At 60.7% G+C, this 26,495-nt stretch carries 22 protein-coding genes, 2 tRNA genes and 2 pseudogenes; 11 read left to right on the top strand and 15 right to left on the bottom strand.

Going from position 1 to position 26,495, the window contains the following annotated elements; genetic code table 11:
• The 3 genes from ACTG2G_RS17460 to ACTG2G_RS17450 all read right to left on the bottom strand — a co-directional run bounded on the left by ACTG2G_RS17460 (position 1) and on the right by ACTG2G_RS17450 (position 3,011).
• Entirely contained in the window at positions 1–1,767 is a 1,767-nt protein-coding gene (locus ACTG2G_RS17460) for a 4Fe-4S dicluster domain-containing protein (protein WP_439985688.1), read from the bottom strand.
• Positions 1,768–1,870: 103 nt separating this feature from the next.
• Positions 1,871–2,464: a DUF3306 domain-containing protein gene (locus tag ACTG2G_RS17455; RefSeq protein ID WP_439985687.1), complete on the bottom strand. Its 594-nt coding sequence runs from the start codon at positions 2,462–2,464 to the stop codon at positions 1,871–1,873.
• Entirely contained in the window at positions 2,457–3,011 is a 555-nt protein-coding gene (locus ACTG2G_RS17450) for a DUF3305 domain-containing protein (RefSeq protein ID WP_439985686.1), read from the bottom strand. The genes ACTG2G_RS17455 and ACTG2G_RS17450 overlap by 8 nt, the downstream gene beginning before the upstream one ends.
• A 410-nt stretch (positions 3,012–3,421) precedes the next feature.
• Here ACTG2G_RS17450 and ACTG2G_RS17445 point away from each other — a divergent pair, with 410 nt between their 5' ends.
• The 3 genes from ACTG2G_RS17445 to ACTG2G_RS17435 all read left to right on the top strand — a co-directional run bounded on the left by ACTG2G_RS17445 (position 3,422) and on the right by ACTG2G_RS17435 (position 6,199).
• Positions 3,422–4,222: a hypothetical protein gene (locus ACTG2G_RS17445; protein WP_439985685.1), complete on the top strand. Its 801-nt coding sequence runs from the start codon at positions 3,422–3,424 to the stop codon at positions 4,220–4,222.
• Positions 4,223–4,459: 237 nt separating this feature from the next.
• Positions 4,460–5,317 carry a formate dehydrogenase accessory sulfurtransferase FdhD gene (locus ACTG2G_RS17440; RefSeq protein WP_439985684.1) on the top strand — a complete coding sequence of 286 codons (858 nt, stop codon included), beginning with the start codon at positions 4,460–4,462 and terminating at the stop codon, positions 5,315–5,317.
• A gap of 15 nt (positions 5,318–5,332) precedes the next feature.
• Positions 5,333–6,199: a helix-turn-helix transcriptional regulator gene (locus tag ACTG2G_RS17435; RefSeq protein ID WP_263678251.1), complete on the top strand. Its 867-nt coding sequence runs from the start codon at positions 5,333–5,335 to the stop codon at positions 6,197–6,199.
• Positions 6,200–6,279: 80 nt separating this feature from the next.
• Here ACTG2G_RS17435 and ACTG2G_RS17430 read toward each other — a convergent pair whose 3' ends face one another.
• Complete coding sequence (locus ACTG2G_RS17430) at positions 6,280–8,382, bottom strand: sensor histidine kinase (RefSeq protein ID WP_439985683.1); 2,103 nt, start codon at positions 8,380–8,382, stop codon at positions 6,280–6,282.
• A gap of 25 nt (positions 8,383–8,407) precedes the next feature.
• Positions 8,408–9,763, bottom strand: coding sequence for a sigma-54-dependent transcriptional regulator (locus tag ACTG2G_RS17425; protein WP_058055711.1), 1,356 nt, complete (start codon positions 9,761–9,763; stop codon positions 8,408–8,410).
• Between the two features lie 255 nt (positions 9,764–10,018).
• Between ACTG2G_RS17425 and ACTG2G_RS17420 the strand changes: the two genes are divergently transcribed.
• From ACTG2G_RS17420 to ACTG2G_RS17395, 6 genes are all read left to right on the top strand, one after another.
• Positions 10,019–10,861, top strand: coding sequence for a substrate-binding domain-containing protein (locus tag ACTG2G_RS17420; RefSeq protein WP_439985682.1), 843 nt, complete (start codon positions 10,019–10,021; stop codon positions 10,859–10,861).
• Between the two features lie 129 nt (positions 10,862–10,990).
• Positions 10,991–11,692, top strand: a complete 702-nt coding sequence (locus tag ACTG2G_RS17415) for an ABC transporter permease (protein ID WP_019446238.1) — start codon at positions 10,991–10,993, stop codon at positions 11,690–11,692.
• Positions 11,693–11,726: 34 nt separating this feature from the next.
• Positions 11,727–12,422 carry an energy-coupling factor ABC transporter ATP-binding protein gene (locus tag ACTG2G_RS17410; protein ID WP_058055709.1) on the top strand — a complete coding sequence of 232 codons (696 nt, stop codon included), beginning with the start codon at positions 11,727–11,729 and terminating at the stop codon, positions 12,420–12,422.
• Positions 12,394–13,038 (top strand): molybdenum cofactor guanylyltransferase MobA, encoded by a 645-nt coding sequence (gene mobA, locus ACTG2G_RS17405; RefSeq protein ID WP_199415407.1) that lies wholly within the window; start codon positions 12,394–12,396, stop codon positions 13,036–13,038. Before ACTG2G_RS17410 ends, mobA begins: the two co-directional genes overlap by 29 nt.
• Entirely contained in the window at positions 13,035–14,798 is a 1,764-nt protein-coding gene (locus tag ACTG2G_RS17400) for a bifunctional molybdopterin-guanine dinucleotide biosynthesis adaptor protein MobB/molybdopterin molybdotransferase MoeA (protein ID WP_439985681.1), read from the top strand. The genes mobA and ACTG2G_RS17400 overlap by 4 nt, the downstream gene beginning before the upstream one ends.
• 62 nt (positions 14,799–14,860) lie before the next feature.
• Positions 14,861–15,919, top strand: a complete 1,059-nt coding sequence (locus ACTG2G_RS17395) for an FUSC family protein (RefSeq protein WP_439985680.1) — start codon at positions 14,861–14,863, stop codon at positions 15,917–15,919.
• Positions 15,920–15,977: 58 nt separating this feature from the next.
• On the opposite strand, the gene ACTG2G_RS17390 is transcribed toward ACTG2G_RS17395, so the two are convergent.
• The 8 genes and pseudogenes from ACTG2G_RS17390 to ACTG2G_RS17355 all read right to left on the bottom strand — a co-directional run bounded on the left by ACTG2G_RS17390 (position 15,978) and on the right by ACTG2G_RS17355 (position 21,751).
• Positions 15,978–16,532, bottom strand: coding sequence for a DUF3332 domain-containing protein (locus ACTG2G_RS17390; protein ID WP_439985679.1), 555 nt, complete (start codon positions 16,530–16,532; stop codon positions 15,978–15,980).
• Between the two features lie 161 nt (positions 16,533–16,693).
• A pseudogene (locus ACTG2G_RS17385) lies at positions 16,694–17,988 on the bottom strand (methyl-accepting chemotaxis protein).
• 179 nt (positions 17,989–18,167) lie between these two features.
• Positions 18,168–18,650, bottom strand: a complete 483-nt coding sequence (locus ACTG2G_RS17380) for a GNAT family N-acetyltransferase (protein WP_439985678.1) — start codon at positions 18,648–18,650, stop codon at positions 18,168–18,170.
• A 97-nt stretch (positions 18,651–18,747) separates the two neighbouring features.
• Positions 18,748–19,191, bottom strand: a complete 444-nt coding sequence (locus tag ACTG2G_RS17375; protein ID WP_118853487.1) for a DoxX family protein — start codon at positions 19,189–19,191, stop codon at positions 18,748–18,750.
• On the bottom strand, positions 19,188–19,940 hold the full coding sequence (locus ACTG2G_RS17370; RefSeq protein ID WP_439985677.1) for an HvfC/BufC family peptide modification chaperone: 753 nt from the start codon (positions 19,938–19,940) through the stop codon (positions 19,188–19,190). Before ACTG2G_RS17370 ends, ACTG2G_RS17375 begins: the two co-directional genes overlap by 4 nt.
• The gene (gene bufB / locus ACTG2G_RS17365) at positions 19,933–20,781 is read right to left on the bottom strand and encodes an MNIO family bufferin maturase (protein WP_439985676.1); all 849 of its coding nucleotides are present in this window, start codon (positions 20,779–20,781) and stop codon (positions 19,933–19,935) included. Before bufB ends, ACTG2G_RS17370 begins: the two co-directional genes overlap by 8 nt.
• A gap of 72 nt (positions 20,782–20,853) precedes the next feature.
• Positions 20,854–21,117, bottom strand: coding sequence for a BufA1 family periplasmic bufferin-type metallophore (locus tag ACTG2G_RS17360; RefSeq protein ID WP_005334862.1), 264 nt, complete (start codon positions 21,115–21,117; stop codon positions 20,854–20,856).
• A 433-nt stretch (positions 21,118–21,550) separates the two neighbouring features.
• Positions 21,551–21,751 carry a YbfA family protein gene (locus tag ACTG2G_RS17355; RefSeq protein WP_005334863.1) on the bottom strand — a complete coding sequence of 67 codons (201 nt, stop codon included), beginning with the start codon at positions 21,749–21,751 and terminating at the stop codon, positions 21,551–21,553.
• A gap of 212 nt (positions 21,752–21,963) precedes the next feature.
• Here ACTG2G_RS17355 and ACTG2G_RS17350 point away from each other — a divergent pair, with 212 nt between their 5' ends.
• Positions 21,964–22,257: a hypothetical protein gene (locus ACTG2G_RS17350; protein ID WP_005347702.1), complete on the top strand. Its 294-nt coding sequence runs from the start codon at positions 21,964–21,966 to the stop codon at positions 22,255–22,257.
• Between the two features lie 50 nt (positions 22,258–22,307).
• Here the strand turns inward: ACTG2G_RS17350 and ACTG2G_RS17345 are convergent.
• Together ACTG2G_RS17345 and ACTG2G_RS17340 are read right to left on the bottom strand one after the other, a co-directional pair.
• Positions 22,308–22,381 (bottom strand) — tRNA-Cys (locus tag ACTG2G_RS17345).
• A gap of 57 nt (positions 22,382–22,438) precedes the next feature.
• Positions 22,439–22,514 (bottom strand) — tRNA-Gly (locus tag ACTG2G_RS17340).
• A 249-nt stretch (positions 22,515–22,763) separates the two neighbouring features.
• Between ACTG2G_RS17340 and ACTG2G_RS17335 the strand changes: the two are divergent.
• A pseudogene (locus tag ACTG2G_RS17335) lies at positions 22,764–26,200 on the top strand (ATP-binding protein).
• Positions 26,201–26,495: the final 295 nt, after the last annotated feature.

Below are 26,495 nucleotides of genomic sequence, written 5' to 3'. Positions count from 1 at the left end.
TCATACCTTGAGCTGGGAGACGGGATCCGCCGCCAGCGTCGCAAACACATCCTTGACCCGACACTCCTCGCACATCAGCAGCCGCTGGGCGGCCTCGTTCTGGAAGTGGGAGTGACCAGCCAGTTTTTGCTGGATGCGGCGGATCATCGAGGCGGGCGCGAACGGCTTGCCGCAGCGAATACAACAGGCGGCCTCTTCGGCTTTCAGGCTCTGCACGGCGCGGCGCGCCTCGGGCACAGGCTGCAAGCGGGGCACCAGCACGATGGCCTGCTCGGGGCACGCCTTTTCGCACATGCCGCACTGGATGCAGTCCTGCTCGATAAAGTTGAGGCCGGGCGTGTGCCCAACCGCATGCAGGGCGCGGCTCGGGCAAACCGCCACGCAGCCCATGCAGAGGGTGCAGTCTGCTTCTTTGAGTTCCACGCTACCGTATGGGGCGCCGTGAGGCACCGCCAGCGGCTCGCGGCTCCCTTCGTTGGCCTGCCAGAGGGCGTCGAAGGCGGCAAACAGGTTCTCCCGTTTGTCTCCTTTGAGCGGCTTCTCCAGCAAGGCAACGGCCGGCTGGCCGGAAACAGGCTCACCAGCATCTGCGTCAAACAGAGCAATGCGATCGGCAGCAAGGCCGGCGCCCGCCAGCAGCACGGCGGCGCTCGCCAGCTCCCGCTCAACCAGCGCACGGACGCTTTCGGGGGCATCGTCGCCCAGCGCAATGCGCACCGCACTGGCGCCATAGGCGAGTGCGGCGAACCAGCTCTCGATGCCTAAACTCGCGCTCTCCTCCACCCAGACCGGCAGCCAGTTGGCGGGCAGGCGGGTGAGTTCCGTTTCCACCCATTCGCGCTCGCTTTCGCCGGCGATCAGCAGTCGAGGCGCTTCGCCGCCCGCCTCCCGATAATGCTTGAGCAATCGGAACTGGTAGTCGCTGTTGGTGTTGGCATCGGGCTGGTGATAGGCAATCGCCCCGGTCGGACAGGCAGAGGCGCAGCTGCCAAAGCCCTGACAGAGATGGGGATCGATCTGGATGCGACCATTGATGGGCTTGAGGGCATCGGTCGGGCAGACATCGAGGCAGCGGCTGCAACCGGGCACGCCGCGGGCAGTGAAGGCGCAGGCCTCGGGGTCGAGGCGAAAATAGCGCGGCTTGTCGAAGATACCGGTCAGCGCGCAAAGTTCTGCGAGCCGTTCGGCCAGCCCATCGTCATCAATGAGATGCAGATAGCCGACCGGCGGGCGCTCCAGCGCAAACAGCGGGGCGCGGCCCAGATCGGCCACCAGGTCAAAGCGCGGTTCGCGTGGCTGTTCACTGACAGCAGCCGCTTGTTGTGGAAAGCCTTGTTGTGGGAAGCAAAGCGCCGCCAGATTAACCCGCGCCCCCTGCCCATTGAGGCCGGTGAGCTGGAACTGCCCCAGATACCCTGTCAGGCTCGGCTCGCGCAGGGTCAGGGCCGCGAGGGATGCGGTGGCATCGAAAATGGTTTCGAGATCGGCCGCCTCGGCATCGTGGACCGCTTCGGTCACCAGCAGGGTGGGCTTCACCCCGGCGGGCAGCAGGCTGGCAGCGCGGCGAATGCGATCTTCCGGGCCGACCAGCAGCAGGCGCCCCTGACTCTGGTAAGAGACAGTGGCCGGGATCAGGTTGTCGGTCTTGACCGTATGCTGCAGGGCATAGGCGCGAGCGCGCGCGTTATGCTCGGCCGCCCCCGCCCCATGGGCAAGATTGGAGGCTAGATTTGGGGCCAGATTTGGCAATGTTTGTTCAGTGCTCACATACGCTCCTGTGCGCGCCACCTCATGGGATGGGCGCTTGTTGGTAAGCCGAGAGAGCAAGAGGCGAGCCAACTCCCCCGGAAAAAAAGTGACTGACAGGGAGTCAGGATCCTGAGGGTTCCATTCCCCCACCTTTGGTTGGGACATTTTGTCCACCAGAGGAAACCAAAATGTCCCGATCGTCGGTGTGGGTTTGAGAATGGTTATCAGCCAGCTCGTCGGCGGCAGGTTCGCTGACAACCGCCACCGGTTCAGCAGACCCGCTAGCCGGATTGGCCGATTCGCTGTCAGGGGCAGTCACCTGATCCACCAGCCAGTTGCGCAGCCCGGCGGTCATGGCCGCAGGCAGCAATTCGGGCTGGCTGAAATCCTGGGTGTAGTCGTCGAGCCCATCCGGCTTATGGCTGCGAAACATGGCCCGAAGCGCCTCCTTGTCGGGGAGTTTGGCCTTGCCCAGCGGGGCTGTTGTTAGCGGCGGTTCGCCACTCTCGGCCCCTTCAAAGGCAAGGGGGTCACAGCACCCCTTGTCAGTGCTGACTACGGGGCTATCCAGCGCAACATCTGGAGTTTCAGTCTCGCCACTGCCTTCGATGGGGGCGGAAACCGCCTCGGGGATAACCTCTTCCCTTGGCTGCAATGCCTGATGCTTGCGCGCCTCACTCTTGCGAGACGACCAGCGCTTGAGGAACTCACTCATGGGCGCGATTTCCGCTGTCGCTGCCACGCTCGCGGCCATCGGGGCCGGTGGCTTTGACGGCGCCGCAGCTGGCTTGATCTACCGTATCGACACCGAGCTGATCCTGCGCCCGTCCCTTACCCTTTTTGCCCTTGCGGCGGGCCTCCAGCAGCTCGCCGTGGCGGCCGATAAAGGCCTCCACCCAGGCTTGCAGCGCCTCGGGCAGCGGACAGGAGAGCACCTGCCGCTCGCCATCCATATAGGCGGCGGCCACGGTCTGGCTCAGGGTGAGACCATCGGGCACAAAGCCATTGTCCACACGGCTTCCGGTGACAAAGAGGCGGGGCGAGCCGGAGCTCAGATTGAAGCGATAATCCCCCCGCTCATCGCGAAACAGGGTAAGGGGCAAGGCACCGGCAGCCTCAGGTTCGGCGGGATGGAGCGCCGCAATCTCGAAACGGCGGCTCTGCCAGCGGCCAACCTGGCTGTCGATGGTCTTTAACTCCAGTTGCAGCCAGCGCTGCGGGGGCAAGGTATTGGTTGTCTCTTGCACTGTCACGGCTCCCATCAGAAGGTCTCTGCCGGGCCGCCCTCCCCTTGAACCACCCCGTTCGGGGCGGCTCAGAGCAGGAGTTTTATGGCGGCCACGGCCATTAATGGGATAAGACATAGCAAGAGTGGGGCCAAGGCTGGATGTGGCTTTCCTTCAAGGCGGACAGGATACTCAGCCGTTCATATCAACTAACCCATCAAGATTAATTGCAAAAAATCTCTAAAGTGGATACTATCGAAACCTAATGACAATAATGTTATTTGTGGTGCCTATAGCAAGTCATTCAGTACGAAAAACAAAGTCAGAATCCTATCAGCACCATCAATAAAAATCATTTTCAACGATTCATCTATTTTTCGAATAATACATGTAACATTCCAATTATCACCCAGCCCTATTAAGGGTCCCTCCAAAGGACTTTAAATATGTACAAGTGCATTACAAAGCTAATTAAAATCACTATTTTTTTATTTTTTATACTTCCGGCAATTAGCATTCAAGCTGCAAATGATGATAATCTTATTTTGCATTTAAAAAAGAAGTATTACGATGAAAATAACATTTCAGAATTCACAGATAAATTCACACCGGACGATATATATTATGTAGAGGGCGATATCAATGGGGATAATCAAAAGGAATTTGGCTTTATTTATGGCCCTAATTGCGGTGCAGCTGCGTATGCTTGTAATTGGTTAATTTACTCCCTTATTAACGGTAGTTATTGCGAGATTGGTAGCCTCGCGAATGAATCTCTTTCTTCATTAAAAAATGAGCCCAGAACATATCAGTGCCGGACGAAAGATAACAAATTAGACCTCGACGAGCATGGCAATCAGATGACCCAGGCTGAGATTGAAAAGGCATTACTAGCGCAACAGCCTTTACATGATGAACAACAAGTAGAAAATATACCCATCGAGACAAATGAACCACCATTTAGATTTGCTATGGAAGGTATAAAAAACTCATGGAAATGGTATTCTATTACCAGCAAAATGAATGGCCTTAAAATTACTAAATTTACCGCAAATCGCAATGCTAAAAATTGTGAGTCCACGTTATGGTCCACATCTAAAGGTGTGATCGAAGATGACGCAGCGAGAAAAAAAGCAGCAGTTTTAGACTTTGGAGAAACTGCTATTTATTTGGTACCAAATTCCTGTTCAGTCATTGAAATTTCTATAGAAGCCAATAATAAAGAGTGGGTAAGTGAATTCGGATAATTAGCAAGTGCTTGTTGACTACTAATTAGATAGGCGTAGCTCATGTACAGGGCCTTAAGAAATAAGGTTGTCCAGGGTCCTGTTTTTTATCTTTTTCCTTGTCCTTCGAGCATCTTTGACAAAAGATAGACGGTCCACTCTAGGGTCGTAGAAAAAAAGAGCCTCACCCAAAGTAGTCTGGAACAAAACTTGCTGTGCCCCTCCCCTTAGATCCCGGCAACCGGTCGCGAGGGGCCCATGACACCGACCTTTATCAAAAGCAATGCCGCAGCCCAGCTCACCATGGCCGTCGAGGTGATGGATGAACAGGGCACGTTGCAAACCCGCCAAATCGCCTGTGAGCGGCCACTGACGGTCTACCTCAACTGGAAGGAGATAGTGACCCTGATGACGCTGGGGGCCCGCCCCGAGGCGCTGGTGCTGGGTTATCTGAAAAATCAGGGCTTTATCGAGGATATTGCAGCCATCGAGTCGGTCATCGTCGACTGGGAGAGTGAGGCCGCCGCCGTGGTGAGCAGCCAGCAGGCCGCCGATCTCGACAAATCCTTGGAGAAGAAGACGGTCACCTCCGGCTGCGGTCAGGGCACCATGTATGGCAGCGTGATGAAGAAGCTCGAAGGGGTGGTTTTGGCGGCGCCCGAGCTTAAACAGAGCACCCTCTACGCCCTGCTCAAGGCGCTGTCGGCCCATAACGAAACCTACAAGATGGCGGGTGCCGTCCATGGTTGCGCCATCTGCCGCGGCAGCGAAATCCTCTCCTTTGTCGAGGATGTGGGGCGCCACAATGCGGTGGATACGCTGGCGGGCGAGCTCTGGATGCGCGGCGAGGCTGGCCACGACAAGATCTTCTACACCACCGGGCGGCTCACCTCGGAGATGGTGATCAAGGTGGCGCAGATGGGCATTCCGGTGCTGCTGTCGCGCTCCGGCGTCACCCAGATGGGACTGGATCTCGCCCGCCAGCTCGGCATCACCATGATTGCCCGCGCCAAGGGGCGCCATTTCGAGGTATTCAGCGGCCACAACCATATGGTGCTGGACGAGAAGCCGCCGGTGCTGGCGCCCGGTTCAACCGGTCGCGGGATGCGGGACTAAGCCATGAATGAATTTATGAATGTGAAGCAGGTGGCTGAGTACCTCGACCTCAACGAGAAGAAGGTCTACCAGCTCGCCAACGAGGCGCGCATCCCCGCCACCAAGGCGACCGGCAAGTGGCTGTTTCCGCGATCCCTGCTCGATCGCTGGCTGCTCGGCAGCTGCCACGAGGGGGTGATGAACGACCGGCTGCTGCTGGCGGGCTCGGACGACGTGCTGCTCCACTACGCCAGCAGCCGTTTGGCCCGGCAGCTCGGCACCCAGGCACTGGTGGGCTACACCCCGTGCGGCACCCGTCAGGGGCTGGCGATGCTGGCCCGCGGCCATGTGGATCTGTGCGCCATCCACTGGGGGCAGGCCGAGGAGGCTCACCTGCGCCATCCGGCGCTGGTGCAGCAGTATCAGGGCCACCGGCAATGGGTGATCGTTCATGGATTTCGCCGGGTGCAGGGGCTGGTGCTGCGGCAGGGGTTGCAGCCCAAGGAGGCGAAAGAGGCGCTCGACTGGCGCTGGGCCATGCGTCAGGAGGGTGCCGGCAGCCAGCGCGCCCTGCAGGAGTGGCTGCAAACCCAGGGGGAGTCGCTGACCCGGCTGGATCGCACCCTCGAGGTCAACAGCGAGCGGGAGCTGGCTGCCGCCATCAGTCGCGGCGATGCGGACGTCGGGCCCGGCGCCCAGAGCACCGCCACCGAGTTTGGCCTCGGCTTTATGCCGTTGTCGCAGGAGTGCTTCGATCTGGTGATGCCGCAGGGGGTCTTCTTTCGCACCCTGCTGCAGCAGCTGATCGGCTGGCTGCAATCCCCCGAGGGGCGCGAGCTGGCGGCTCGCCTCGGCGGCTATGACCTGACCCAGAGCGGCAAGCTGGTGTGGAGTCCGCAGTAAATAACCACTCACCCACCGACAAAACAGCCCGTCAACCATGTTGACGGGCTGTTTTTATAATGGGCCTTTTTATAACAGCATCAATCGCTTGTCTCACGCCCCTCGGCATTGAGGGCGATGCGCCACCCTTCCAGTTTCGCGGGCTCGCTGCCGCTGGGCAGCAGGGCGTGGCTGCGCAGCCGCACGGTAAAGCAGCTCCCCTGCCCCGGGGTGGAGTCCACCAAGAGCTCGCCGCCCCAGCGGCTGATGATGCGGTGACTCAGGGCCAGCCCCAGACCGGTGCCGGTGGCGCGGGTGGTGAAGAAGGGGTCGAAGATCTTGTCGATAATGGCCGCCTCGATGCCGCTGCCGTTATCGATCACCCGCACCTCGGCCCCGCGCAGCTGACCCAGTTCATCGACCCAGTCGCGGCTCTCGACCCGGATCTCCCCCTGCTCCCCCAGCGCATGGCTGGCGTTGACCAGGAGGTTGATCAGCACCTGTAGCAGCTGCTGGCGATCCGCCTCGATGGGCTGCTGGGCCCTGAGATCGGCCACCAGCTCCACCTGCTGCTGGCGCAGGGCGGAGCGCACCAGCGTCAGGCTCTCCTCAATGATGGGATTGAGATGCTGCCACACCGGCGCGGTCTCGTAATCGCCAGGGCGAGAGTATTGCAGCAGGCTGCGGGTGATGGCACGAATGCGCTCGATCTGGGCCAGCACCAGCGCCAGCTCCTCGCTGACCGGCTCGGCCGCCTCCCCCAGCTCCAGCTTCATCAGCTCCACATTGCCGAGGATCACCGCCAGCGGGTTGTTGATCTCGTGGGCCACCCCGGCCGAGAGCTCGCCAAGGGCCGCCAGCTTCTCGCTGATCAGCAGCTGCTGGCGCGCCTCGGTCAGCATATGGATATGATCTTCCAGCTCGGCGGTCTTGAGCTCGAGGCTTTGGGTGCGCTCGGCCACCTTCTGCTCCAGCTCATCGGCGCTGCGGGCCATCTGCTGCTGATGCGCTTCTTGCCTGTCCAGCATGGCGTCAAACTGACGACCAAGCTGGGCCAGCTCGTGGTCGGGGTCGAGGGCCAGCGGGCCGATGCGAGCCGACTCCCCGGCCTGCACCTGCCGCACCACCTTGTGCATCCGCTCGATGGGGGAGAAGAGATCCCGCGCGCCGCGATAGACCAGCAGGCCGGAGAGCAGCAACAGCAGCACCACGCCGGAGCCCAGCTCCACCAGATTGGTGAGGTAGGTGCGGATAATGGGCCACTCGAGAAAACCCACATAGAGCATGCCGAGCCGCTCGCCCCTGGCTCCCAGCAGCGGCTCGTAGCCAGAGACATACCAGGCGTCGTGGACGAAGGCGCGGTCAACCCACATCTCCCCCCGCCCCAGCACTTGCTCGCGCACCGGCGGCGAGACCCGGGTGCCCACCGCCCGACCCACCTGACGGCTGCTGCTGACCGGCACGTTGGTGCTCACCCGCAGATCGTCGAGAAACAGGGTAACGGTGCCGACGCTGCCATCCGGCAGGGTATTTTTGGCAAACACCTGACCCTTGAGCTCATCCACCAGCCGGGTGCTGCCGTTGACAAGCTCGCCCCCCTCCAGCACGGCCCAAAGGGAGCCGTCGCGGCCCATCACCGGCGTCAGCGACAGGCTGATCAGCCCCCTGTTCTCCACCACTCTGGTGCCATCCCGCTGCCACAGCACGGCCCGCTTGGCCAGTTGCGGGGAGAGGGCGAGCATCTCCTGCTGCGACCAGACCACGAAGTGACTGACGCTGCGCCCGGCCGTGAGGGCGGCGCGCTCCTGCGCCGTCAGCTGATCCAGCTCGGGGCCGCGGCGCAAGCGCAGAAAATCGAGGCCATAGTTGGCCGCCAGCGGCATCACCCAGTCATGCAGCTGATCCGGCGATTCCCGCAGCCGCAGCTGAAAGGCCCAGGCATCGCGCAGATGCTCCAGATGCTCGGTCTGGCGCTGCTGCTGCACCGTGATGGCGTGATGGGCCACCCCGAGATCGCTGCGCACCGTGGTGAGCAGGTTCTGCCAGCTGTAGGTGAGGGTCCAGTAGAGGGTGAGCGCAATCATGCCCACCAGGGTGAGCATGATGGGTACCGAGGTGAGCAGCAGCAGGCGCCAGCGCACTTTGGTGCGCACGCAACGGGGCAACAGGGCGCGCATGCAGCGGGAGAGCAGGGGCAGTTTCATCGCCACCCCATCCAGTCAGCCTTCCTCATTCGATGGCCCACTCCTTGAATTTGCGATCCAGCGTCTTGCGCGCCACCCCGAGCACCCGGGAGGCGGCCGACTTGTTGCCATCATGGCTCGCCACCACCTGCAGGATGTGAGCCTTCTCCACCTCGGCCAGCGGCCACGCCAGCGGGTAACCCTCCTCGCTCGCCCCCTGTTCAGCGGGCTTGCTGCTCTGCCAGTAATCCGCCGGAGGTTTGCCCAGCAGCAGGCAGCGCTCGATAAGGTTGCGCAGCTCCCGCACGTTGCCGGGCCAGGGGTAAGCCTGCATCGCCACCACATCCTCGTGGGTCCAGCTCAAGGAACCCATTCCCATCTCGGCGGTGAGCTGGCGGGTAAAGTGGTGTACCAGCGCGGGGATGTCGTCGATCCGCTCCCGCAGCGGGGCAACCGGCAGCGCCACCACGTTGAGGCGATAGAAGAGATCTTCGCGAAAGCGGCCCGCCTCCACCTCGGCCTTGAGGTTGCGGTTGGTGGCGGCGACGATGCGCACATCCACCGCCAATTCGCGCTCGGCCCCCACCGGGCGGATGGCCTTCTGCTCCAGTGCCCGCAGCAATGAGGCCTGCATGGCGAGCGGCATCTCGCCGATCTCGTCCAAAAAGAGCGTGCCCTGATGGGCGACCCGGAACAGGCCGTCACGCCCCTTGCGGGCGCCGGTAAAGGCCCCCTGCACATGGCCGAACAGCTCGCTTTCCAAAAGCTCCGGCGCGATGGAGGCGCAGTTGAGGGGCACAAAGGCCCCCATCCGGCCAGAGAGTTGATGCAGGGCGCGGGCCACCAGCTCCTTGCCGGTGCCGGACTCCCCCTCCACCAGTACGGCGGCATTGGAGGGGGCTACTCTGGCGATGAGCGTCTTGAGCTCGCGGGTCTTGGCACTGTCACCAATCAGTGTGGGCGGGAACAGCTTGCTCACCTCCCGGCGCAGCAGCAGGTTCTCCCGCTCCATCTGGCGGCGCTCGATGACTCTGTCCACCGCCTGCACCATCTGATCGAGGTTGAAGGGCTTGAGGATAAAGTCGCTGGCGCCGAGGCGCAGCGCCTTGAGGGCGGTCTCCATATCGCCAAAACCGGTCATGAAGATGATGTCGCTGCGGCGGGTGGCGGGGTCTATGGCCTCGTGCCACTCGATGCCGGAGCGCCCCGGCAGCCGGATGTCGGCGATGATAAGGTCAAAGTGAAGGCGGCAGCGCAGGGCTTCCGCCTCCTCCACGCTGGCGGCAGTCTCAATCTGGGCAAAACGCTTGGCCAGCGCCTTGGCCAGAAAGCTGCGCATGCCGGGCTCATCGTCAACGATAAGCAGGGAGAGGGCAGACCAGCGGCTGGGAGGGAGTGTCATGGAAAAAAGTACCTCGGATGCACGTACGGTCGGTGAATGTCCCGATAACCGGAACCTTAGTGGGACATTTTGTCCTTACCGTATCAAAAGCACCAACACCAATTATTAAAAGCGATAACAAGCTCACCTAATTGATTCTAATAAGCTTCTGTTTTTAAACGGCAAACCGTGAATGCAGCGGCACAGGAACAGTTTGGCACCCTGCTTGCTTACTCTTGCCCTCTCCTCATCCACCCTGGAAAAAGTTGCATCACGATGACGATAAAAACCAACCTCAAACGTTTTGCCCTCTCCCTCGCCGCCAGCCTGCTGATCGCCGGTGCGGCCCACGCCGAAGCGGATACCAATGCCACAAAAGCGCCGATCCGCCTCGCCACCACCACCAGCACCGAGCAGTCCGGTCTGCTGGGCTGGCTGCTGCCCCAGTTCACCAAGGAGACCGGTTATCCGGTGCAGGTAATGGCGGCCGGTACCGGCCAGAGCCTGAAGATGGGCGAGAACGGCGACGCGGATCTGGTGATGACCCACGCCCCCTCTGCCGAGAAGAAGTTCGTCGATGCGGGCTTTGGCATCGAGCCGGTACACCTGATGTACAACGACTTCGTCATCGTCGGCCCGGCCAAAGATCCGGCGGGTCTCGGCAAACTGTACGACGCAGCCAAGGGGCTGCAAGCCATCAAGGAGCAGGGCCAGACCTTTATCTCCCGCGGTGACGAGTCCGGTACTCACATCAAGGAGAAGACCCTGTGGCAAGCCGCTGACGTTAAACCCGAGTTTTCCGGTTACAAATCCATCGGCCAGGGGATGGGCCCGACCCTGACCATGGCCTCGGAGCTGGGTGCCTACACCCTGACCGACCGCGGCACCTGGCTCGCCTACCAGAGCAAGCTGGATCTCGCCGTACTGCTGGAGGGTGACAAGCGCCTGTTCAACCCCTATCAGGTGATCCTGGTCAACCCCAAGCGCTACCCGGATCTCAACACCGAAGGGGCCCGCACCCTGAAAAACTGGCTGGTCTCCGAGCATGGCCAGAAGCTGATCGGCGACTTCAAGGTGGCGGGTCAGGCGCTGTTTGTGGCGGATGCCAACGGGAAATAATGGCAACCCTGACCCCTGCGATGACCTTGATGGCCCTCCCCCGGTTCGCTGAGGGAGGCGCCTGATGCCGACCCTGCTCGACACGACCGTATTGACGGCCCTCGCCCTGCACGATGAGAGAGAGGCGTCATGCCGACCTTGATCGATACCACGCTGGCGGCCCTCGCCCTGCTGTTCAGTGGTGACACCGAACTGTGGCAGGTGGTGGGGGTCTCCTTCTCCGTCTCCTGCATCGCCCTGCTGCTGGTGTTGCTGCCCGCCTTGCTGCTGGGCTTTGCCCTGGCCTATCTGCCGCTGCCCGGCCGCTGGCTCTGGCTCTCCTGCATCAATACCCTGCAATCGGTGCCGACCGTGGTGATTGGCCTCTTGCTCTATATGCTGCTGTCGCGGGCCGGCCCCTTTGGCGACTGGAAGCTGCTCTTTACCCAGCAGGCGATGGTGGTGGGGCAGATGCTGATCGCCTTTCCGGTGATCGCCACCATGGCTCACGCGGCGTTTGTCCAGAGCGATCGGCGCGCCTGGGAGACCGCCCTGACCCTGGGGGTCTCCTGGCCCAAGGCGCTGATCGGCCTGATGCACGAGTGCCGCTTTGGCCTGCTGGCCGCCATCATCGGTGCCTTCAGCCGCATCGTCACCGAGGTGGGCTGCTCCATGATGGTGGGGGGCAACATCCTGCACTTTACCCGCAATATCCCCACCGCCATCGCGCTGGAGACCCAGAAAGGGGCCTTCACCCAGGGGGTGGCGCTCGGCATAGTGCTGCTCACCCTCGCCCTGTTGCTCAACCTGCTGCTGACCGCGTGTCGCGGCCACAGCTATCTGAAGAACTGACCATGCCCCCACTGTGTATCAACAGGAGTACCCCATGGCCCTGACCGCCCACCAGCTAACGATGCGCTTTGGCGAGCGCCAGCTGTTCGAGATTGACCGGCTCGCCATCGCGCCGGGGGATGCCATCTGGCTGCATGGAGCCAACGGGGTGGGCAAGACCACCTTGCTCAAGATCCTGGCGGGGCTGCTCACCCCCACCCGCGGCCACACCAATCTGCCGGGGCGCTGGCAACAGCGGCTCAACCGGTTGCTCAAGCGGGATCTGGGGCCGGGCCGGGTCACCTATCTGCACCAGACCCCCTATCTGTTCGATCGCTCGGTGCACGACAACGTGGCCTGGGCGCTCGATAAACAGCTCGGCAGCGAGATCCGGGTGTTCGAGGCGCTGCGCCGGGTCGAGCTGGAAGGGCTGGCGCGGGAGCACATCAGCATTTTGTCCGGTGGCGAACGGCAACGGCTGGCGATGGCCCGTGCCTGGGCACTGCAACCGGCCTTTCTGCTGATGGATGAGCCCACCGCCAATCTGGACACACATTCGGTTGCCCTGATGGCCGCATTGGCGCAAGATCTGCGGGAACATGGCAGCGGCCTGGTCGTCATCAGCCACCAGAGCAACGCCCTGACCGACCTGTGCGAGCGGCAATGGACCCTCGCCCGTGGCCAGCTGCAAGAGACGACCCCTTTAAAAATCATCGAGCGACATGACTTCAAAAAGCGACAGCCACTCTGATCCCGTTGCCGTATCAGCAGTGATCCTGGCAGGAGGCCGCGCCACCCGGATGGGGGGCGAAGACAAGGGATGGGTAGCACTGGCGGGACGCCCCCTAATCGACCATGTTTTGGCGCGCCTGCGCCCCCAGGTGGATGAGGTGCTGATCAACGCCAACCGCAGTCAGGCCCGCTATCAGGCGCTGGCCCCGGTCATCAGCGATGACAACAACGACTATCTCGGCCCGCTGGCGGGCATGCAGGCAGGTCTTGCTGCCGCCCGTCACGACTGGGTGCTGTTTGTCCCCTGCGATGGCCCCGCCCTGCCGCTGGATCTGATGAGCCGCTTTCACGCCGCCCTGACCCCGGATACCGAGCTGGTAGTTGCCCACGATGGCGACTGGCTGCAACCCGTGGTCGCCCTGCTGCACAAATCCCTGCTCCCCTCCCTCACCGCTGCGCTGGCAGAGGGAGAGCGCAAAATCGATATCTGGTTTGCCCGCCACAATATGGCGGTGGTGAGCTTTGCCGATCAGCCGGATGCCTTTATCAATCTCAATAGCCCTGCCGAGCTGGCCGCCTACGAGGCCCGTCTGCTCGCCACGGCTATCGACCCCCAACAAGGAGTCACCTCATGACCCCGGCCCCCACTCTTCCCCTGCTCGGCTTCGCCGCCTGGAGCGGCACTGGCAAGACCACCTTGCTGGAGCAGTTGATCCCCCTACTGGTGGATCGAGGCCTGCGCATCGGGGTGCTCAAGCACGCCCACCACGACTTTGATATCGACCAGCCGGGCAAAGACAGCTATCGCCTGCGCAAGGCGGGTGCCAAGCAGATGATGGTTGCCTCCCGCCGTCGTCATGCCCGTATGATTGAAACCGAGCTGGCCGAAGCGGACTTTCGCCAGCTGCTGGCCAGCTTCGATCAGACAGAGCTCGATCTGCTCTTGGTCGAGGGGTTCAAGCACGAACACTTCCCGAAAATCGAGCTGCACCGCGCCGAAATTGGCAAGCCGCTGCTCTTCCCCGAAGACAGCGACATCATCGCGCTGGCCAGCGATCAGCCCCAACAGAGTGGCGAACAACAGCAGACAAGCCTGCCCCGGCTCGATATCAACGATATGGCGGCCATTGCCGACTTCGTCTGCCGCTGGCTTGACGGCTGCCAGAGCAAGGAGCCGGAGGCGGGCAAGGGCTTTCTCTCGGTCGAGGCGGCCCGCAACGCCATTCTGGCGGCCCTCACCCCGAGCACGGCCTGCAGCGACAAACCGCTGGCCCAGTGCCACGGCGCCGTGCTGGCCGCCGATCTGATAAGCCCCATCAATGTGCCGCCCCACGCCAACTCGGCGATGGACGGCATTGGCCTGCGCAGCGACGATCTCGCCGCCGGTCGCTGGCAACTGGTGGGGGAAGTGCTGGCGGGCCAGCAGCGCCACGAGCCTGTGCTGGCCGGTCAGGCGGTGCAGATCATGACCGGCGCTCCGCTGCCCCCCGGTGTGGATACCGTGGTGATGCGGGAAGAGACGCTGATTGAAGGTGAGTGGGTCACGGTCACCGCACCGATCCGCGCAGGGCAGAATGTGCGCCTGGCCGGCGAAGATCTCGCCAAGGGCGCTGTCGCCATCCCGGCTGGGACCTGGCTTGGTGCCCCCCAGCTGGGGCTGGCGGCATCACTCGGTCAGGCCTGTCTCACGGTGCGCACCCCGCTGAAAGTGGCGCTGTTCAGTACTGGCGACGAGGTGCAGGCGCCGGGCGAGCAGCTCGCCCCCGGCCATATCTTCGACAGCAACCGCTTCACCCTGATGGCCCTTATCCGCGCCGCCGGTTGCGAGGTGATGGATCTTGGCATCATTCCCGATGACAAGACCATTCTGCGCCAGCAGCTGGAGCAGGCCGCCGCCAGCGCCGATCTGGTGCTGAGCTCCGGCGGGGTCTCGGTGGGCAACGCCGACTTTATCAAGCTGGTACTGGCGGAGCTCGGCCAGATCGATTTCTGGCGTATCCAGATGCGGCCGGGCCGCCCGCTCGCCTTTGGCAAGCTGGGGCAGACCCCCTTCTTCGGCCTGCCGGGTAATCCGGTAGCGGCGATGATCTGCGTGCTGCAGTTTGTCGAGCCTGCCATCGCCCGCTTGCAAGGCAAGCGGTGGCAGCCGCTGCGCCTCTCGGCACTGGCAGACGAGAAGATGAAGAGCCGCCCGGGGCGCACCGAGTTTCTGCGCGGCATCTTCCATCAGGACCGTAACGGCCAGCTGCGGGTGCGCACAACGGGGCCGCAGGGCTCGGGCATTCTCAGCTCCATGGCCGAGGCCAACTGCCTGATTGAAATCGTACCGGATCAACCCGGGATAGCCGTTGGCGAGCGGGTCTGGATCCACCCCCTGCAGGGACGACTGGCCTAAATCCCGACGGGGCGTCGGCCGGATGCACGACGCCCCGTCACCCACCTGACAGGAGGCAGACCGTGCGTCTTGATGCCCCCCTCTCCCGACTCGATCTGCTGGTCTATGGCCGCTACCGGATCGTCCATGGCCTGCGCATTGCGCTCGCCTTTATGCTCACCTTTCTGCTGACCCGCGAGCTGAAACTGCCGGAGAGCACCTGGCCGCTGATCACGCTGGTGGTGGTGATGGGCCCCATCTCGTTTTGGGGCAATGTGCTCTCCCGCGCCCTGCAGCGGGTGGTGGGCACCATCTTCGGCGCCAGTTGCGGGGTCGTGGCGCTTTATCTCGAGATCTACTCGCTACCGCTTACCCTGATCTGGTGCGGGTGCATCATGTTCCTCTGCGGCTATCTGGCCCTCGGCAAGCGCCCCTATGTGGGGCTGCTGATCGGCATCACCCTGGGAGTCACCATGGGGGCCATGCCGGGGGACATAGAGACGGCGCTGTGGCGCAGTGCCGACGTGATACTGGGCTCCCTGCTGGCGCTGCTCTTTTGCAGCATCTATCCCCAGCGGGCCTACAGCCACTGGCGGCTGCAACTGCACCAGATCCTGCAGCAGTCGGGGCGGCTCTATCACACCCACCTCTCCCCCAATGTGCTGGAGCGCCCGCACCTCAAGCACAATCTCTCCCAACTGCTGGCCCAGACCGGCAAACTGCGGGCCCTGCTGGCCCCTGCGGCCAAGGAGACACGCCACAGCATCGCCCTGTTTGATGCGGTGCAGGTCACCATGCGCAACACCCTCTGCACTCTGGAGATGCTGGCCAACACCTACTGGAACGATCGGGAGAGCCACTTCCTGATGCAGAGCACGGCTGCGCTGCAAGCCTGCCATCTGGCCACCGAGGAGGCGATCAACCAGCTTGCCCTGATGATGCAAACCGGTGACGGGCGTGGCGCGGATGCCGCCATCGCCCGCCTGCACGAGGTAGCAACCCAGGTATCGCTCCCCCCCAATACCGAGGCAGCCATCAATGGCTACCTCTGGCTCAACGTCCAGCTGACCGAGCAGCTCACCCACCTGCGCCGCCTGCTGGGACTGATCCTCACCCCGCCCCATCGCAAGCAGCCGGACTAGACCCAATGCAAAACGCCCCGCAGTTGCGGGGCGTTCCTGTCGGCATAGGCACTGATGATCAGGCCGCCGTGCGGGCGTTCTCGCTCATCTGCTCCAGCTCAGCACGGCTCAGGGTAGAGACAAAGCGGCCATCGAAGTAGATATCCATCATCTCGCCACGCTTCTCGCCACGCATCATGCTGCGGCGGCCATCCAGATAGTGCACCTCCATCTGGGCGGTATGCTCGTCCGGGTAGCTGATCTCCACCTCGCGCACCCCTTGTGGCAGCATGGCCAACGGCACCGTCTTGAGGGCCGGATCCAGATGCTGGTTCACCTTGATTACCGGATCGGCTTTCATGTCCACCACTGCCGGAGATTTGCCGGTGATGGGGTTCTTGCCAGACCAGAACTCGATGGTATTGAAGACGAACAGGTCAGCGGTCGCGGCCAGACCGTAGACAGGGGAGAGCAGCATGAAGACCCCGGCACGAGCGTAGCGGTTATCCACCACGCTCAGGTTGCCCTTGGTGACCATGCCGGAAAGCCCCATCTGCCCCATACAGCCGCCCAGACCCATGCTCGCGACCATAACCAGCAGGGCCATTGCCCGCCCCTTCTGTTGTAATGCCATCGTGTTCTGTTCCTGCTCTGAAATAAATGATGCGGCAAGCCTAATCAAGGGGCCAGAAGAGGACAATTCACAATGGCGGGACGATACAGGAGGGGTTCAGATTGGGGCACTGACTGCTCAAATATGAGTCAATGCCCCGGCATGGTAGGAAGTCAGGGGGTTCAAATCGCCAGATCAGAGACGGTGCTGGAGACGTTGTTCGCCTCCCGGCGGATGTCGCTCATCACCTCATTCACCTCGCCCACCTGCTGCTTGCCCAGCTCGGCGCTGCTGGCGACGTCGGACATCTCGGAGGTGACCTTGGCGGTCAGCTCCCGGTTGTTCTGTACCACCTTGGCGATCTCGTCGGTAGAGAGGGAAGTACGGGCCGCCAGCTGGCGAACCTCGTCGGCCACCACCGCAAACCCACGACCCTGATCCCCGGCCCGGGCTGCTTCGATGGCCGCGTTGAGGGCCAGCAGATTGGTCTGGTCGGCGATGCTGCTGATAGTGGAGACGATCGCCTCGATACTGCGCGACTGCTCGTTGAGCTGATTGATAAGGCCGATGCTGTGAGTCAGCTGGCTGGCAATCAGGCTGGAGGTATCGACCACCGAGGAGAGCAGACCCGCGCCACGCTCGGCGCAGTTCAGGGTCTCCCAGGCCGCATCGTGGGCCAACATGGCCGCTTCCCGCACCGCATCGCTCTTGTTGATCCGCTCGGTAATATCGCTTGCGAACTTGATCACCTTCACCACCCGGCGGTTGTCATCCAGGATCGGGTTATAAGTCGCCTCCAGCCACACCTTGCTACCGTGACTGTTCTGACGACAGAAGAGACCGGACTTGAACTGACCACGGCCCAGCTCATCCCAGAAGTGGGGCTGGTCTCGATAAAACTGATCGTCGCAGAAGATGCGGTGATGCTTGCCCTGCACCTGCGCCAGGGTATAGCCCATGGTATGGAGGAAATTACCGTTGGCAGAAATCACCTCCCCACCGGGGGTGAACTCGATGACCGCCAGCGACCGATCCAGCGCCGTCACCACCGCCTGCTGGCTGAGCAGTTGCAGGTGGTGCTCGGTAATGTCGGCGGCAATCTTGATCACCTTGGTCACCCCCCCCGCAACTTGACGGGAAAGTAGGTCGCCTCCAGCCAGATCGCCTCGCCCCGTTTGTTAAAGCGCTGGAATACCCCAGTACGGGAACGCCCCTGCTTCAGATCCGCCCAAAACTGCTGATAGTCGCTGCTCTGGGCATAGAGCTTGTCGCAAAAGATACGGTGATGCTGGCCGATAACCTCGGGCGCACTGAAGCCCACTACGTTGAGAAAGAGATCATTGGCGGCCAGCACAGTGCCATCCGGCGTAAAGGTGATGGTCGCCACGCTGCCGTGCACTGCGTCAAAAAATCCCTGCTGTTCCAGAAGTTGATCCTGGCACTGCTGCAACTCGGCTTTCAGTTTGCTATTGAACATCGAAACGTATCCTCCAGACTGGCACCCACCATGGCCAAACCACGCAGTGGATCAATAAGATAATGGTGGCGTGCTCCATCAGCATAGTTGGCGGTGTTGCCGCGATCCCATCTGACGCCATATTTATTGCTGTAAATCAAATTCACCGACCAAACGCCACTCATGCAGAGCTGAAACCCTTATTCCACCGCCGGTTGCCACTCCAGATAGACTGGATTGGCGACAAAGCCGATCCGCTCATAGAGAGGGCGCCCCTGCTCACTGGCATGGAGCCACACCTTGCCCAGCTGACGCGATCTGGCGAAGGCTGTAATGGCATCGAGCAGCGCCGTGGCGATCCCCTGCTGGCGCCATTGTGGCCGCGTATACATATTGAGCAGATACCCCTCCACCCCCGCCAGATTGCCGGGATAGGGTGGCCGTACAAATAGTGCCAGCGTCCCGGCCGCCACGATCTGTTTGCCGCCCTTCTGCGTATCGGCCTCAGCCAGCCATGATAAAGCGCTCTTTTCACTCATCGCCCGGGTAAAGTAGTCAAGGGTGGCCTGCCACAAGGCCGGGTCTGCCTGCGACGTCACCAGCTCACCGACCTCACAAAACAGCTCCATGCGCAGCGCCACCAGTGCGGGTATATCTGCGGCCCTTGCCTGACGAATGATCATTGGCTGCTCCTTTTCTCTCATGGGAAATTTCGCCGGCCGTCATTATGACAAAGAGCGCCTTGTGGCGCTCTTTGTCATTGGGGAAAACACTGATAAATCAATGGTTGCGACGTGTCAGCCAATAATCCAGGCTCAGCACACCGCCGCCCCAGATGGTCAGGGTCAGCAGCATCCAGCCCCACAGCTGGTGATCGTAAAAGCCACCCGCCCAGAGGGTCGGGTAGGAGATCACCGCCATGATATTGAAGCCAAACAGCAGCAAGGCGGCCGGGCGAGTAAAAAGCCCCGCCAGCAGGAAGAGCGGCAACAGCAGCTCGGTCGCCGTACCCAGATAAGCAGCCCATAACCAAGGCAGCAGGGGCACCTGATACTCGGATTCAAACAGATAGAGGGTGGAATCCCACGCCGTCAGCTTGAGCCAGCCTGAAGTGAAAAAAACTGAGGCGACCCACAGCCGCGCCAGCAACAGCACACCAGCGCTGCTCCAGCGCGGCAAATCACCACTCGAGCTGGCCAGCGCCAGCCATTTGTTTGCCATCATGGCATCACCTCCATATCCACCAGCAGACCAAGAGTTATCAGGCGAGTGAGATGTTCACTGGCCGCAGGGCCGGCCGCCAGAAGATCGACCAGCGCCGTACCGGCGAGACAACCCTGTAGCAGCACCCACTCACCCGCCGTCAGGGGCAAGGGGGCAACCCGGCAATCCGGCTGTTTCTTCAATGCCAGCCAGACGGGGGCATCAAGCACCTCTACCGCTTCACCACCGTGCAGCGCCATCTGCCACAGGGCCAGCGCCGGATAATCGCTGGCAACCAGCAGCAGATCCGTGGCTGGTAATAGCCGCAGCCGCTCCCATTGTTGCGGCGATAATGCGGCCAGACGCTCAGCTGGCCAGCAGCGGGATTCCAGCGGCAGCAGACTGGCACGCTCAAGCTGCCATTCGAACTGCGCCAGCGCCTCCAGCCAGGGCAGTCCGGTAGTGGTCGGCAAGCGGGCCAACCATTGGCCAAATCCGGCGCCATAGTGCATGACGCTCCCTTCCCTGAGCGGCTCGGCCAATACGAAGCCACGGGCCGCCGCTGCAAAAAAGTCATCTCCGACCATGGCCTTGACGGCGGGATAACTGCTCGCCAGCACCTCGCCAAGGCTCAGGATGAAGTGGTTGCGATAGACCTGCAGCACAGATTCGGCAGGAAAGAGCCGGGAGCTGATGTGAGGGGCAATGGCGCCAGGCTCCCCCAGCAGACCGTCAACAAAGTGCTGTTGCAGCTGTGCCAGTTCAGCCATGGGCCACCTCCCGTGGTGCACTCATGGCACGCGCCTCATCCAGAATGGCGCCGGTCTGCGCCGCCTCTGCCAGCAAGACCGGCAGCGGCGGGATCTCGAGGTCCCACTCAATCAGGGTGGGAATGGCCTGCTTGCGGCAGATCTGGCGATAGAGTTCCCAGACCGGCGCCACCACAGGGGCGCTGTGGGTATCGATATAGAGGGAGCCTTCCGGCAGCTGCTTCTCGGTATAACCGGCCAGATGGATCTCCCCGACGGTGGCGAGATCGATCGCCGCCAGATACTCATCGCAAGAGAAACCGTGATTGAAGGCACTGACATAGAGATTGTTGAGGTCGAGCAGGATGCCGCACTCGCTGCGCTGCTGCAGCTCGGCCAGAAATTCCCACTCGCTCATCTCCCCGGCCAGTTGCAGATAGGAGGAGGGATTTTCAATCAGCATGCGGCTACTCAGGGTCTGTTGTACCTGCTGGATCTTGTCGCTCATGTTGCGCAGAGAGGCGCGGGTATAGGGCACCGGTAGCAGATCGTTGAAATAACGCCCGCCAATGCTGCCCCAGCTGAGATGTTCGGAGATCCGTACCGGTTTGATCGCCGCGGCCAGTGTCGACAACTGCTGCAGATGGTGCGGATCGAGCGGGTCGGCAGAACCGAGGGACATGCCAACGCCGTGAAGACTGACGGGGTAGTGCTGCGCCAGTTCGGCGAGCACCTGAAAACCGTGACTGTGCCGTTCGAAGTAATTTTCACTGTGCACCTCCAGCCAACCGACTGCCGGCAGGGTTTGCCGGATCTCATCGTAATGGGGAGTGCGTAATCCGATACCAATCAAAGGGTTCATCGCAAGACTCGCTTTCGCCAATCAGAGAAGATGCAGGGGGCGACCCGTTGGCCATACCCTGCCCGATGTCTCTTACTTGGGTTGCAGCGAACCGCCGACCAGCTTCTCGCACAGCCCTTTGGGCATCACCACAAAGGCATCACCCTGAGCATCTTCCTTGGCAGTACCGGCGCAGGAGCTGCTCTTGGTCGCACAGTCATTTTTGCTGGCCTTGACCACGCCGTAGCACTTCTCCTTTTCATCGGCAGCCATTGCTGGTGCCGCGATAAATTGGGCGCCCAGCGCCAGCAGACCGGTCATGGCGGAGGCGATAGCAGTGCTTTTTTTAACATTCATGTTCATGTTCCTTTTGATGTCGTTGGATGTTGCTGATATCCCCGATTTGTCGCAACCGGGTACCTGCAATAGAACCGGCAAACGGGATATTCCCTTTCAAAAAAACACAAAAAGAGTTAAAAAACCCAAAGGAAAACACTCAATGAATTGATTCTAAACAACTATTTCATCATTGAAAATTTCTCGACGCCCCCCCATTAATGAACGAGGAAAGTGCCATATGGTGCTTTCATCCCGTTAATCTTCTTCACTGCTTCCATCAAAAGAGATGCGTCAGACATAAAAAAGCCCCGCCAACAGGCAGGGCTGGATGCAACTTTAAAGAAACAAGAAATAAACAATTGGAGTGATGTTGGGAGCCAGGAGTTGCAGCAAGCAGATAAAAAAAGAGACAGCTTTGGCTGTCTCTTTTTGCACATGGTGCGAATGGGGTTTAGTAGAAGATCCGCTCGCCACGCTCGCTCATTTTGAGCCACACCGGTTTGGTGCTGGTTTTGTTCCAGATCCGGTGCAGATAGCTATAGAAGCGGGCACGATCGCTGCGAAACAGCATCACGGGGAAAGCCAGAATGCCCACCAGCAATACATAAATGCGACGAAGAATAATCTGAGTCAGGGAAAAGGGATGAAACATGATGCAACTCCTTACTGGTAAGACCACTGAGCAAAGATTACCCCACTCCATGTAGGATTACTACATCACCAACGCATTTTTTTATAAAAAAATGGTGAAAAACGGGAAATACTGAAAACGGGTTACGTTATTAACCAACAGTTAACAAACTTGCGAAAATCGTGCGCTTTGCCACAGTTATCAGGGGAAAAACATGCTGTAGGGAGACACGCATGAAACTGCCGGAAGTGGCACTGCTGGTGCTGATGGTTGCCCTGACACGGGCACAACTGGAGGAGTGGCAACTGAATCGGGAAGATGCCATCGTGCTGGCCGAACGGGGCGTGCCCACCGTCAGCCTGTGGCAATGCGGCACACTGAAGCAACGGATTGCGGATCTCAACCAGCACAGTGCCGAGGTGCAGTTTCAATATCGGGGGCAAAACATGGCGGATGTGAGCCACTATCTCGAGCGCGAGTGGAAACAGGCTGGCTGCGAGCAGTTACTGGTACAGCAAGGATACTGACCAAGCTTCACGGCTCGAAGAGTGATAAATCAGGGAAAAGAGAGATAATATGGAGGCACGTTCCGGAGTCGAACCGGACTAAACGGATTTGCAATCCGCTGCATAACCGCTTTGCTAACGCGCCATGCTGACAAGACTGATTGTCTTGAAAGTGAGTTCCATCGTTGGTGCGATGGAAAATTGGAGCGGGAAACGAGACTCGAACTCGCGACCCCGACCTTGGCAAGGTCGTGCTCTACCAACTGAGCTATTCCCGCGTTATTGCTTTCGTGCCAGTTGCCTGACAACGAGGCGCATTATACGTACCACGAGCGCCAGCACAACCCCTTTTTCGCAATTTAAGCCCTGATGCAGACTGTTTGCTCAGGGTTTAAACGCCTTGCTGCATTTTTCTCCAGCCAGCTGTGACCCACCAAGCGAATTTGGGATAAAGTCGTTGAAATGATTACGCTTTCGTTCGAGACTTGAGCGGCTTAATAACCGGATTCTCAATTGAAAATCACAAGATGAAATGGATCTTCACGCTTCGTGGGCTCAGGCCGCAGTTAATGCTGGCTTTTTTCATGTTGGGCATGGTGCCCTTTTTGGTCATCACCCTCTTCTTCCTATACAGCCACGGCAAGGATCTCACCACCCAGACCTCCAACCATCTGGTCTCCGTTCGTAATATCAAGAAGAGTCAGCTCGAGGATTACTTCAACAACCTCAAAGAGCAGATCATCAACTTCTCCCAGCAGGATTTTGCCGGCAACAGTATCGGCCGTTTCTATGGCTTTACCGGCGCCTTCGAGAAGTTGGGCACCACACCGCAGGAGGCCCGCAGCCGTGCCCAGGCCCGCTATCTGCCCGGCTCCTGGGATCAACTGCGCAAACCGGACAGTCAGGTGGAGATCGAACCCTCCATCACGGCGCTTATCCTCGCCGACGAGATGTATGGCCGGGTGCACCAGCGTTTTCATCGCGGCTATGCCGACATGGTGCGCAAGTCCAACTACAGCGACATCTTTCTGGTGGACCTCAACGGTGATGTGGTCTATTCGGTCACCAAGCACCCTAACTTTGCCACCAATCTGCTCTCCGGCCCCTATCAGGGCAGCGGCTTGGGCCAGACCTTCGCCAAGATCAAACGCCGCCTCGATGGTGGCCAGAAACCGCAGCAGATCTTCGAATTCACCGATTTTGGCCGCAACGAGCTGACCGGGCAGGTGGTCGCCTACATGGCGGCCCCCGTGATGCAGTACGACTATGTGCGCGGGGTGGTGATTTTCGAGCTGCTGCCGGACAAGCTCAACCAGATCATGGCGGAGCGGGAGGGGCTGGGCGAGACCGGCGAGACCATCCTCATCGGCCCTGACAAGCGGATGCGCGCCGATGCCTGGCTGGCACCGGAGTTCAGCGTCGAGAACAGCTTCAGCCCCAATTTCCGGCCGCTGCAAACGCCCCTCATCACCAAGACGCTCTCCGGCGAGCAGGGGGTCGGGCTGTTCCACTCCTATCAGGATGACGAGGTGCTGGCCGCCTACACCCAGGTGAAGGTGTTCGACACCGAGTGGGCCTTTATCGCCGAGATTTCCACCCGGGAAGCCTATGCCCCGATCCGCCAGCTGGAAACTCTGGTGATTGTGCTGGGGGCGGGCTCGGTACTGCTGCTGATCCTCTTCTCTCGCTGGCTCTCCCACTCCATTACGGCGCCGCTGCGCTCCCTGACCGAAGCAGCCGAGCAGGTGGCCGACGGCGCGCTGGATCACCCCATCGCCATCGAGCGAACCGGCGATGATATTGACCGGCTGGCCGAAGCGTTTCGCCATATGCAGCGCTCTGTGAAGGACAAGATCGAACTGATCGAACAGCAGACCCAGGAGCTGCAGCAGCAGGTCAAGCTGACCCACAAGCAGAACCTTAGCCTGCAGCAGGCGGACAAGCTCAAGGATGAACTGCTGGCCAACACCTCCCACGAGCTGCGCACCCCCATTCACGGTATCAAGGGGATGGCGGAATCGATGCTCGCCAGTCAGCAGGATTTGACCGAAGGGCAGCAAAAGCAGCTCGGCCTCATCATCAAGAGCGCCGATGGCCTGGCCCGTCTGGTGGACGATCTGCTGGACTACCATCAGATGCGCTATGGCCAACTGGAGATCCACTCCCAGCCCGTCTCATCAAAAGGGGTTATCCGGCTGGTGCTGGATCTCTGCCAGCATCTGGTGCAGGCCAAACCCCTCACCCTTGTGGATATCAGCCCGGCCGAACTGCCGCCGGTGCTGGCCGACGAGCAGCGGCTCGAACAGGTGCTCTACAACCTGGTGGGTAACGCCATCAAGTACACGCCGCAGGGCAAGGTGGTGCTCAGTGCCATCGTCGAGAACAACTTCCTGCGCATCAAGGTCACCGACACCGGCATCGGCATCGCCCCCGATCATCTGGAGCACATCTTCGAGCCACTGGTTCAGATGAGCCCGGAGGTAAGCAAGCAGGGGGCCGGCCTTGGCCTCTCCATCACCCGCCAGCTGGTGCACCTGATGGGGGGCGAGCTGTTCGTCGAGAGTGAGCCGAGCGTAGGCTCTACCTTCGCCTTTACCCTGCCCCTTGCCACCGGCAAAGCGGCCAATCTGACTCTCGACAGCCGCCAGATCGAGCATCAGCTGGTGCGCCAGCAACCTCTGATCCTGCCGGACTGGGAGAGCGACGATCTGCCCCCTCCCCCGAGGATGCGCCGCTCATTCTGGTGGTGGATGACGAGCCCATCAACCTGCACATCCTGCGCCATCTGCTGCAGCCCTGCGGCTACCGCATTCTGCCCAGCAGCGATGGCCACGACGCGCTGGCCAAGCTAGCCGAGGAGCCGGTGGACCTCATCCTGCTCGATGTGATGATGCCGACCCTTTCCGGTTTTGACGTCTGCCGCCGCCTGCGCCAGCAGCACCCGAAAGATATGCTGCCGGTGCTGCTGCTCACCGCCCTTAACCAACCCAAGGATATCGAGGAGGGCTTCGGGGCCGGTGCCAACGACTATCTGGTCAAACCCTTCTGCAAGGAGGAGCTGTTTGCCCGGGTCAAGGCACTGCTGGAGGCCAAGGCCGGACGTGCCTCGCTGGTAGAGAACCGGCTATTGAAGCAGGAGATCGAACATCGCCTCACCCTGCAGGATCGACTGCATCAGGATCAGCAGCGCCTGCTGGCCCTGCTCGGTGAAGGGGCCGACCCCATGCTCTTTATCGACGAGCAGGGCACTGTGCTGTTTGCCTCCCGGGTGCTGGCGCGCCTGCTGGGACAGGAGCCGGAAGCCATGGAGGGGCAGCCCCTCAATGAGTGGCTCGCCACCCCGCTGCAACAGCAGTGGCCCGACCTTGCCAGCGAGCGGGAACACAATCTGGAGTTTCTGGTGGCCGGGCAAAAAGATGTGCTCAACGCCCGTGCCCTGCCCATCGCGCTCGGAGGACAGGCCGCTTTCGCCCTCACTCTGAGTACCGAGCTGCGTCAGGATGAGAACCGGGTAATGGCGCTGGAGAACGCCCTCAAGAACCTCTCGCGGCAAGCCATCATCGAAGATGAACAGCTGCTGGGCGAGCTGAGCCGCCTGGGTGGCGAGTTCCGTTCGCTGGCCGACGACCTCATTCGCCAGCAGGATGACGAGCCGCTGCGCCGTGCGCTGGTAGAGACCATGCAGCTCACCCTGGATGCCTGGCAGCAGGGAACCGGCAAGGGCAAAATCGTGCTGGCGGAGAAGAGCAAGCTGTGGCGGGTCTATATGGACAGATCCAGCCCGCAGACCCGCACCCTCGACAAATACCTGAGTCTGGACACCCTGCCCAAGTCGCCACGCTGGAAGACGGTCGTGGCCACCACCGAGTATGTGCTGGGCCACTGCCCGCTCAATGACCACCAGCGCCAGCAGTTGCAGCACAGCGCCCAGACCCTGCGTCAACTCGCCAACCGCAAGCCGTGACACGGCGCCCTAAACGGGCGCCGGATCACAATTGGCAATCTGGTTTCTTTTTATGCAAAACAAAGCCCCGCCCGACCCCGAAACCGAGAGCAGATCCAATTCACAAATTTGTCATATACGCCATTTTCACAGCCACTTTCTACGCGAGAGCAAATAACGCAAACCAATGATTATAAACAGATAAAAATGCATTTTGACGAGATTGACGTAACACCGTCAATTTTTACGAAAACAACGAAATCAATAGTTGTTGTTTTCCTGTTAATTCTGGTTTGCTTAGGGCGTTGGAAAACAG

This window comes from Aeromonas sp. 55A, from assembly GCF_051919665.1.
Taxonomy (GTDB): Bacteria; Pseudomonadota; Gammaproteobacteria; order Enterobacterales; family Aeromonadaceae; genus Aeromonas; species Aeromonas veronii.
This window is presented reverse-complemented; position numbering and strand designations above follow the sequence as displayed.

What these genes read in the sequence shown, in the direction of transcription:
- ACTG2G_RS17445 (WP_439985685.1), top strand. Translation starts at nt 3,422, where the DNA reads ATGTACAAGTGCATTACAAAGCTAATTAAAATCACTATTTTTTTATTT.
- ACTG2G_RS17450 (WP_439985686.1), bottom strand. Translation starts at nt 3,011, where the DNA reads ATGGGAGCCGTGACAGTGCAAGAGACAACCAATACCTTGCCCCCGCAG.
- ACTG2G_RS17390 (WP_439985679.1), bottom strand. Translation starts at nt 16,532, where the DNA reads ATGGCATTACAACAGAAGGGGCGGGCAATGGCCCTGCTGGTTATGGTC.
- ACTG2G_RS17410 (WP_058055709.1), top strand. Translation starts at nt 11,727, where the DNA reads ATGGCCCTGACCGCCCACCAGCTAACGATGCGCTTTGGCGAGCGCCAG.
- ACTG2G_RS17355 (WP_005334863.1), bottom strand. Translation starts at nt 21,751, where the DNA reads ATGTTTCATCCCTTTTCCCTGACTCAGATTATTCTTCGTCGCATTTAT.
- bufB (WP_439985676.1), bottom strand. Translation starts at nt 20,781, where the DNA reads ATGAACCCTTTGATTGGTATCGGATTACGCACTCCCCATTACGATGAG.
- ACTG2G_RS17400 (WP_439985681.1), top strand. Translation starts at nt 13,035, where the DNA reads ATGACCCCGGCCCCCACTCTTCCCCTGCTCGGCTTCGCCGCCTGGAGC.
- ACTG2G_RS17435 (WP_263678251.1), top strand. Translation starts at nt 5,333, where the DNA reads ATGAATGTGAAGCAGGTGGCTGAGTACCTCGACCTCAACGAGAAGAAG.
- ACTG2G_RS17375 (WP_118853487.1), bottom strand. Translation starts at nt 19,191, where the DNA reads ATGATGGCAAACAAATGGCTGGCGCTGGCCAGCTCGAGTGGTGATTTG.
- ACTG2G_RS17455 (WP_439985687.1), bottom strand. Translation starts at nt 2,464, where the DNA reads ATGAGTGAGTTCCTCAAGCGCTGGTCGTCTCGCAAGAGTGAGGCGCGC.
- mobA (WP_199415407.1), top strand. Translation starts at nt 12,394, where the DNA reads ATGACTTCAAAAAGCGACAGCCACTCTGATCCCGTTGCCGTATCAGCA.
- ACTG2G_RS17350 (WP_005347702.1), top strand. Translation starts at nt 21,964, where the DNA reads ATGAAACTGCCGGAAGTGGCACTGCTGGTGCTGATGGTTGCCCTGACA.
- ACTG2G_RS17420 (WP_439985682.1), top strand. Translation starts at nt 10,019, where the DNA reads ATGACGATAAAAACCAACCTCAAACGTTTTGCCCTCTCCCTCGCCGCC.
- ACTG2G_RS17425 (WP_058055711.1), bottom strand. Translation starts at nt 9,763, where the DNA reads ATGACACTCCCTCCCAGCCGCTGGTCTGCCCTCTCCCTGCTTATCGTT.
- ACTG2G_RS17360 (WP_005334862.1), bottom strand. Translation starts at nt 21,117, where the DNA reads ATGAATGTTAAAAAAAGCACTGCTATCGCCTCCGCCATGACCGGTCTG.
- ACTG2G_RS17380 (WP_439985678.1), bottom strand. Translation starts at nt 18,650, where the DNA reads ATGATCATTCGTCAGGCAAGGGCCGCAGATATACCCGCACTGGTGGCG.
- ACTG2G_RS17415 (WP_019446238.1), top strand. Translation starts at nt 10,991, where the DNA reads ATGCCGACCTTGATCGATACCACGCTGGCGGCCCTCGCCCTGCTGTTC.
- ACTG2G_RS17430 (WP_439985683.1), bottom strand. Translation starts at nt 8,382, where the DNA reads ATGAAACTGCCCCTGCTCTCCCGCTGCATGCGCGCCCTGTTGCCCCGT.
- ACTG2G_RS17440 (WP_439985684.1), top strand. Translation starts at nt 4,460, where the DNA reads ATGACACCGACCTTTATCAAAAGCAATGCCGCAGCCCAGCTCACCATG.
- ACTG2G_RS17370 (WP_439985677.1), bottom strand. Translation starts at nt 19,940, where the DNA reads ATGGCTGAACTGGCACAGCTGCAACAGCACTTTGTTGACGGTCTGCTG.